This window comes from Alkalibacterium sp. 20 (genome assembly GCF_001885615.1).
Classification (GTDB): domain Bacteria; phylum Bacillota; class Bacilli; order Lactobacillales; family Carnobacteriaceae_A; genus Alkalibacterium.
This window is the reverse complement of record NZ_LSRN01000032.1, coordinates 22,102-29,332: the sequence shown is the minus strand read 5'-3', so window position 1 is coordinate 29,332 and position 7,231 is coordinate 22,102. Positions and strand designations below refer to the sequence as shown.

Genomic DNA, 7,231 nt, shown 5'->3' with positions numbered 1-7,231 from the left:
TTACAACAACGAACGAGGACAATGGAAACTAAAAAAATTGACTCCGGTATCATACCGAAGCCAGCTTCTTTTACAACCCGCAGCATAGGGTGTTTTTTATACTCTCCTTGACATAGGGTCCGGTTTATAGTTTACAAACCTGACTCTAGGGGCTCTTTTAACTTTATTTTGCTTGTTCGTTGTTCTTTATCTCTTTTTCGGTCAAGAATAAACTGTAAATGCCTAAACTGAGTGATAAGATGGCTAGTCCCAGAGAATAACCCCCAATAACATCAGACGGATAGTGCACACCTAAATAGATACGACTGATCCCCATCAAAGCAATCAGGGGAATAATCACCAAGGTAGCAGGCAAAATGATTTTCCAGCTCGAATAGGTCCGGATGATGAGGAATAATAATGCCCCGTAAACAATAACGGCTCCCATCGCATGTCCGCTTGGAAAAGAATAGCCGCCTTGAGTGATCAGATGCTCTACACTTGTTGGTCTTTCGCGTTGGAAAATGAATTTAACAAGTTGATTCATCACCCCTGCTCCAAAAACGACTGTGCTGACATACCAGAGCGCAATTTTTTTATTCTTTCTGTGGATTCCTGAAAACAAGGCGACAGCTAACGTTATAGTCCCTACCGATATGGGATTCCCTAGCCGAGTAATGAAAATAAAAAAGGCATTGAGTAACGTCGCGCGTTCTTCGTGAATCTCTGCGCCAATCATTTCATCAAGCACACCAATAAATCCCCAGTCATAAAAGCTCATCCAGACTAAAAATAGAAAAGGGAGTGTCAGTATTGACCCCAGTAAAAAAAGGCGTTTAGGTGTTCCTAATTTCTCGATTAGATAATTTTTGATTTGGTCCATCAATCTATTTCTCCTTTTAAATCAATTAAAGGTATCTTCCAACATTTCCGGCTTTTATGCAACTATTATGTATCGTTTCCACTCTTTTTGACTTTGACATTTATGAACTATTTAGGTAAAGTGGTACAGGGAAACAAATATGTTAGAGTAACACTTTTCTCCCAAAATATGTCATTAAAGACAGTAAAATAGAGGAGTATGATATGAAAGTATTTGATTACGAAGACATCCAATTAATCCCAGCTAAATCAATCGTTAAAAGTCGTTCAGAATGTGACACACAGGTTCAACTTGGTAAACACACTTTTGCGCTACCCGTTGTACCGGCAAACATGCAGACAGTGATCGATGATGACTTAGCCATCTGGTTAGCTGAAAACAATTATTTTTATATCATGCATCGTTTTGAAGAAGACATCAGAAAAGATTTTATTGAAAAAATGAGAAAAAATCAGTTAATTTCATCTATTAGTTTAGGTGTGAAAGACGAAGAATATGATTTTATAGAAGACTTGGATCGTGAAAATCTTATTCCTGACTTTATGACTATCGACGTGGCCCATGGTCATTCTGAATTAGTCATAGATATGATCAAACACGTCAAACAATTCTTGCCAGATACATTCCTGATTGCCGGGAATGTTGGCACGCCTGAAGCTGTGCGAGAACTTGAAAATGCCGGCGCGGACGCAACAAAAGTTGGTATTGGTCCCGGAAAAGTATGCACAACAAAACTCAAAACCGGCTTTGGTACGGGTGGATGGCAATTAGCTGCCCTTTCGTCCTGTTCAAAAGCGGCCAGAAAACCGTTGATTGCCGATGGAGGCATTCGTACGCATGGTGATATTGCGAAGTCTATTCGTTTTGGTGCGACGATGGTCATGATCGGCTCTCTCTTAGCTGGACACGAACAATCGCCAGGAAAAACGATTAAAGTGGATGGAACATTATACAAAGAATACTTTGGTAGTGCCTCTGCTCATCAAAAAGGCGAGCGTAAAAATGTCGAAGGCAAGAAAATGTTGACGGAGTATAAAGGGGACATTTTCGATACTTTGCTTGAGATGCAACAAGACTTACAATCCTCCATCTCCTATGCTGGGGGCAATGACATCGAATCTTTGAGAAAAGTGGATTATGTGATTGTTAAAAACTCGATCATGAATGGTGAAAATTATAATTCAAGTGGGATCGATGTCCCTGATAGCTTTGCTTCAAGTAATTTTACCGACTGATAAATCAATAAACCACTATCTCCCCTAACGGCGAGATAGTGGTTTTTCATTTATACAGTTCAATGATGATGATGACGATGAAATACAAAAAAACGATGAACAACGCAATAAACACTGTCCATAAAGGCAAGTCAAAGACCAGGCTTAGTAGCAAGTATATGACAAAAGTAAAGAGTGGGTACGTGACGATTGTTTTTGGATCAATATCCATACCGTTACCTTCTCACTTAAAGGATCGATTTCTTTCTTTTAAGGTGTTGAGAATAGTTTCGACACTCTTCTCAACGGATTTATTTTCAATCACTAAATCTGACTCTTTTATCGGTTCTGATTCGTTGATTGCTTGACTGAACTCAATACGTTCAGCAATCTTATCTTCCTTATCTCCTCTAGCCTTCATTCTTTTTTTCATTTCTTCTTCGGAAACGCAGATAAAAACAACAAATGTTTCTTCGGGATAAACAGATTTCAAGGCCTTTGCGCCATTTTTATCCAAAGAAACATGAACGAGAGGGAACTTGATCAACGCTTCGCGTACCTCTGCTTTGGTTAAGCCATAAAGGTTTCCATTATAAATGGTTTGTTCGACGAAGTCGTCAGGGTCCAATTCCTCTTCTTTTTTGAAGTAATAATCTATCCCGTCGGTTTCTCCGGGTCGTGGTTTACGCGTGGTTGTGGTGACCAGTTTCGGATAACCTTTTTTTGATAATTCATCACCCAGCGTCGTTTTTCCACTTCCACTTGGACCTACGAGTACGATCAATCGTTTCCCGCTCATACGTGACCTTCTTCCTGTATTCCCTATTTTTAAAACTAAGACCATTTAATTTATATTTAATGTGAGCTTATATTTATTAGCCGCCTAAAGTGATATCAGTTTCCTGGTACCAAGATAAAGCTTCGTGTAAATGATCAGCTTTATAATCGGGCCATAGATCATCAAAAACGAAAATATCGGAATAAATCGACTGAACAGGTAAAAAGCCACTTAGTCTTCGGCGCCCGCCCCATCTTAAAATCAAATCGATGCGGGAAACATCTTTGGATGCCATCATCTCTGTAATATCCTTTGATGGTGTGTCGGCACTTTCTTTTAATGCGTAATTCAGATCCCAGTTCCATCCGTAGTTAACTAAGAAATTCACTTTCATTTTTCCTTCGCCAAATTTCGTTCGTTTGTTTGCGTAAGGTAATAATTCTTTAGGAAAAACGTCAGAATCGGTGTTCCCTAACACGAGTAAGTCAGCATCTTTTTCCTTTAATTCATTGACAGAATCAACACATGCTTTTTGAAACGCTTTTGTTTGGAGTGACGGACGTTTAACATTATCCATGGTAAAGCCATAATAAGTCATTTCTTCAACACCAAGCTCTAGGCATGCTTCATAAAGTTTCATTCCAGGACCTATGCCATGATTATACCCATCATGTTTTTTTAATCCTTTAGTTAAGGCCCATCTTCGGTTCCCATCTGGAATAACTCCAATATGTTTTGGTAAACGTTTGTAGTTTTTCATATTTTAATAATCTCCTTCTAAAGTGAACTCAAAAATTTCAAAACCTTGTTAGTATTATCATACCGTTTTTTACCTCTATTCATCAACTAAACAATATATTAATTATTGAAATAGTTTGCAAAGCACTCATATACATACGAATAAAATCAATTTACCTTTGTTAACCATTATACTATTTTTTTATGTAAAAACCTGACGCTTTTAAAAGCATCAGGTTTTTTTGTTATAATTCGTGAGTTTGACACTCTTTTAAAAATTCTTCACGGTTTTTTTCTGGAACCATCGATCCACCAGTTGCCCAGGCAATATGTGTTGCCTGATTCATTTTATCTGACAATCCTTTTTCGCTGATATATGCTTGACCGTCATTAGACTCGATCAGACGGTACGGTCCAATCAAACCGGCAACGGCTGCGGGTTCCAGGAAGATGCCTTCTTTTTCATAGAGTTTACACAGTAAGGCCTTGAAGACACTATCATCGATCGAATAGCCGCCACTAAAGAAGGTGCGCATCAACTTAGCAACAAGTCCCGATGTTCTCGGTACAGCTAAGCCATCTGCCACAGTCAATCCACCTAAGTCAAAGTCAAACACGGATATTTCATCATATTTTTGACTGAGTAAGCCAATCATCATGCTCGGCATTTTTGTCGGTTCTGCAAAGAAACAATGCACATGGTCCCCAAAGGCTTGTTTCAATCCAAATGTGATCCCACCTGGTGAGCCACCAATGCCACAAGGTAAATAAACAAACAGAGGATGATCTTCATCAACAAGAATCCCTGCTGCTTCGACTTGTTTCTTCATGCGTAAACCGCCTGCAGTGTAGCCTAAAAACAGTTCTTCCGAATGTTCATCATCCACGAAATAACTTTTAGAATTGGCTTCTGACTCGGCACGTCCGTTTTCAACTGCTTTGGAGAAGTCAGTATTATGCTCGATCACTTCTACGCCTATATTTCTCAAATACTCTTTTTTCCATTGTTTGGCTTCAACTGACATGTGTACCGTCACTTCAAAGCCTAACTTACGACCCATTGTTCCAACACTGATCCCTAGGTTCCCGGTCGTTCCGACAGTGATGTTGAACTGTGAGAAAAAAGTCTTGAATTCATCGCTGGCAAAAATGGCATGGTCTTCATTCGTGTTTTTAAGTAAGCCGTGTTCAAGCGCTAATTTTTCCGCATGCTTCAACACTTCATAAATAGCTCCTCTGGCTTTGATGGTCCCGGAAATCGGAAGTAAATCATCGCGTTTTAACCACAGGCGTCCGTCTAACTGTTCATGCGCAGCATCATCTAGATACTTTTTCATCTCAGTAATTTCCGACAGAGGTGATTCAATGATTCCACCAAGATCTTCGGTTTCAGGATAAGCGATGCGGACAAAGGCTGCAAAACGTTGCAAACGTGCTTCTGCATCTAATATATCTGCTTGAGAATACTTGGTTTGAGCCGTTGCTTCCTCCGTCGGTAACGCCATCGAGTTTTTCCAAAATACTTCTTCTCCCTGTTTTATATTATTTAATAAAGGAGTTTGTTCGATTAGTTTAGCTACATTCTTATCTGTCATTAAAGTCTTCCTTTCAATATCTCTTCAACCTATTGGTCTATTCAGCTTTATCATTATAGCACATTAGACCAAGCAGAAAAATAAATGAAAGGCGCTTCTAATCAGATGATAATCTTTCTATAATTTGAAGCATAAAACCTGACTCAGTCATTCTTTTATAACGTTTTCTTCACCGTACGTGTCCGTTAAAAAAGCAATAGACTGATGGATGAGTTCTTTTAAAATATCAGTGTTTATATCGTCTAGTTTATTTACATACACACAGGCTTTGCCCGATTTATGCTTACCGAATTCTTTTAACAATTCTTCCCGTTTTTCATCGCCGGTCGCAAAATACAGACTGAACCGTGCCTTTCGGGGAGAAAAGCCTACTAACATGCTGTCACCTTCATGCCCTGAATTATATTTATAACGACAGGCTCCATAACCAATGATACTCGATCCCCACATTTTTGGTTCCATACCTGTTGTTTCAGAAAATATATCGAGTAATCTGAACGCATCCTCCCGTTTTTTGGGATGATCGACCGATTCAATAAATGCCATCACACTAGCATCGGTGGGCTGTGTTTTCAATTCATACAAATTATTTTCCTCCTCAATGAACTCAATAGCAGATGGTTATAATACTAGTTTAGCATATAGCACTTCCCAACAACGACAGGATACCATTCATCGCATTAAAATCTATTCGCATTTATTAAAAATAATCGTTATACTAGGCGTATTGAAAGTTTCTTTTAGGAGGGTTAGGAATGCAACAGTACCCCGTATCTGATATTTTAGATGTCTGCGTGGAAGCGGGCAGAGTCATGCTTGAAAATGGAGCGGAAACTTACCGCGTTGAAGATACGCTTTACCGTATCGCAAAAAGTTACCATCTTAAAAATATAAACGTGTTTGTCGTTCCTACTGCCTTGATCATTACTGTCGAGGGAGAAGACGGACAAGACCACACCGAACTCTTACGAATGAACGATAGAATTACCAATTTAGAAAAAGTTTCCATGGTGAACGATCTCTCGAGGCAGCTTTCAAAAAAAGCCCTTCCTCCAAAAAGAGTGACAGAAAAACTGAATAATATAAAAAATACTCCCACCAACTTTACTCGCCTGCAGCGGAACAGCGCAATGGCCGTCGCTTGTGGTGGGTTCACCTTGTTATTCGGCGGCTCCTATTTAGAAATCCTTCCTGCTTTTATTGCCGGAGGATTAGGCCATTATCTTTTCGAAGTTGTCAATAACTATACCAACGTCAGTTTCTTTGCTGAAATGGTTGCTTCATTTTTTATTGGACTCTTAGCCGTTTTGTTTACCACTTTGGGATTTGGCCAAGACCTCAACGTCATAATCATCGGTAGTGTTATGTCGCTGGTGCCCGGTATGGCCATAACCAACAGTTTCAGAGATTTGATGGCCGGTCATTTACTTGCCGGAGTGGCTGTATTGGCTAAAGCCTTTCTAACCGCCGGAGCAATCGGGATAGGTGTGGCAATCGTCATTGCATTCTTATAAAGAGAAAGGAGAAATAAAGTGACTTTAAATTATTTAACCTATTTACTTGCAGCCTTTGTTGCTTCTTTTGCCTTTGGCGTCATGTACAATGTACCCACACGTACGCTTTTTGCTTCAAGTATCTCTGGCGCCCTCGGATGGTTAGTCTACTACATCATTGCCTTTCAATTTGGTTTTGTTGTATTCATTGGTGCAGGTGCAGCGTCTTTCCTTGTAGCATTTTTTAGTCAGTGGTTCGCCAGGTACTATAGAATGCCCGTAATCGTCTTCGCCGTCCCAGCAATTATTCCCCTTGTTCCAGGTGGTTCAGCTTATAATATGATGCGCGCTTTTATTGAAGGCCATACAGAATTAGCATTAATGTACGGGACGGAAACCTTCTTAGTTTCCGGTGCAATTGCCCTGGGTCTTTCTATTAACAGTGGTTTGTTTCAAATTTTCTCTAATCGTACATTCGGCAAGCGTGATAAACGGTATCTGCCATGAAAGATCACTGGATTATATACTTCAACAACAAATCATTTACAGTG

Annotated in this window: 10 protein-coding genes; 4 read left to right on the top strand and 6 right to left on the bottom strand. The window is 39.6% G+C overall.

Annotation, left to right across the window (positions count from 1 at the left end; all coding sequences use genetic code 11):
• A partial coding sequence (locus tag AX762_RS13315; protein ID WP_143139312.1) for an IS3 family transposase occupies positions 1 to 88 on the top strand: 88 nt, incomplete at its 5' end.
• A gap of 75 nt (positions 89 to 163) precedes the next feature.
• Here AX762_RS13315 and AX762_RS06235 read toward each other — a convergent pair.
• Positions 164 to 862: a phosphatase PAP2 family protein gene (locus AX762_RS06235; RefSeq protein WP_071848297.1), complete on the bottom strand. Its 699-nt coding sequence runs from the start codon at positions 860 to 862 to the stop codon at positions 164 to 166.
• Between the two features lie 203 nt (positions 863 to 1,065).
• Between AX762_RS06235 and guaC the strand changes: the two genes are divergently transcribed.
• Positions 1,066 to 2,097 carry a GMP reductase gene (gene guaC, locus AX762_RS06230; RefSeq protein WP_071848296.1) on the top strand — a complete coding sequence of 344 codons (1,032 nt, stop codon included), beginning with the start codon at positions 1,066 to 1,068 and terminating at the stop codon, positions 2,095 to 2,097.
• 46 nt (positions 2,098 to 2,143) lie between these two features.
• On the opposite strand, the gene AX762_RS12765 is transcribed toward guaC, so the two are convergent.
• From AX762_RS12765 to AX762_RS06210, 5 genes are all read right to left on the bottom strand, one after another.
• Positions 2,144 to 2,308: a hypothetical protein gene (locus AX762_RS12765; RefSeq protein ID WP_177244048.1), complete on the bottom strand. Its 165-nt coding sequence runs from the start codon at positions 2,306 to 2,308 to the stop codon at positions 2,144 to 2,146.
• Positions 2,309 to 2,320: 12 nt separating this feature from the next.
• Positions 2,321 to 2,875: a guanylate kinase gene (locus AX762_RS06225; protein WP_071848295.1), complete on the bottom strand. Its 555-nt coding sequence runs from the start codon at positions 2,873 to 2,875 to the stop codon at positions 2,321 to 2,323.
• 76 nt (positions 2,876 to 2,951) lie between these two features.
• A complete protein-coding gene (locus tag AX762_RS06220; RefSeq protein WP_071848294.1) occupies positions 2,952 to 3,614 on the bottom strand; it encodes an undecaprenyl diphosphate synthase family protein in 663 nt (220 codons plus the stop codon).
• 223 nt (positions 3,615 to 3,837) lie between these two features.
• Positions 3,838 to 5,187, bottom strand: a complete 1,350-nt coding sequence (locus tag AX762_RS06215; RefSeq protein ID WP_071848293.1) for a D-serine ammonia-lyase — start codon at positions 5,185 to 5,187, stop codon at positions 3,838 to 3,840.
• A 147-nt stretch (positions 5,188 to 5,334) separates the two neighbouring features.
• On the bottom strand, positions 5,335 to 5,772 hold the full coding sequence (locus AX762_RS06210) for a DUF1801 domain-containing protein (protein WP_071848292.1): 438 nt from the start codon (positions 5,770 to 5,772) through the stop codon (positions 5,335 to 5,337).
• A 170-nt stretch (positions 5,773 to 5,942) separates the two neighbouring features.
• On the opposite strand from AX762_RS06210, the gene AX762_RS06205 reads away from it, so the two are divergent.
• Together AX762_RS06205 and AX762_RS06200 are read left to right on the top strand one after the other, a co-directional pair.
• Positions 5,943 to 6,701, top strand: coding sequence for a threonine/serine exporter family protein (locus AX762_RS06205; protein ID WP_071848291.1), 759 nt, complete (start codon positions 5,943 to 5,945; stop codon positions 6,699 to 6,701).
• 18 nt (positions 6,702 to 6,719) lie between these two features.
• The gene (locus AX762_RS06200; RefSeq protein WP_071848290.1) at positions 6,720 to 7,187 is read left to right on the top strand and encodes a threonine/serine exporter family protein; all 468 of its coding nucleotides are present in this window, start codon (positions 6,720 to 6,722) and stop codon (positions 7,185 to 7,187) included.
• Positions 7,188 to 7,231 lie beyond the last annotated feature (44 nt).

What these genes read in the sequence shown, in the direction of transcription:
- AX762_RS06235 (WP_071848297.1), bottom strand. Translation starts at nt 862, where the DNA reads ATGGACCAAATCAAAAATTATCTAATCGAGAAATTAGGAACACCTAAA.
- guaC (WP_071848296.1), top strand. Translation starts at nt 1,066, where the DNA reads ATGAAAGTATTTGATTACGAAGACATCCAATTAATCCCAGCTAAATCA.
- AX762_RS12765 (WP_177244048.1), bottom strand. Translation starts at nt 2,308, where the DNA reads ATGGATATTGATCCAAAAACAATCGTCACGTACCCACTCTTTACTTTT.
- AX762_RS06225 (WP_071848295.1), bottom strand. Translation starts at nt 2,875, where the DNA reads ATGAGCGGGAAACGATTGATCGTACTCGTAGGTCCAAGTGGAAGTGGA.
- AX762_RS06220 (WP_071848294.1), bottom strand. Translation starts at nt 3,614, where the DNA reads ATGAAAAACTACAAACGTTTACCAAAACATATTGGAGTTATTCCAGAT.
- AX762_RS06215 (WP_071848293.1), bottom strand. Translation starts at nt 5,187, where the DNA reads ATGACAGATAAGAATGTAGCTAAACTAATCGAACAAACTCCTTTATTA.
- AX762_RS06205 (WP_071848291.1), top strand. Translation starts at nt 5,943, where the DNA reads ATGCAACAGTACCCCGTATCTGATATTTTAGATGTCTGCGTGGAAGCG.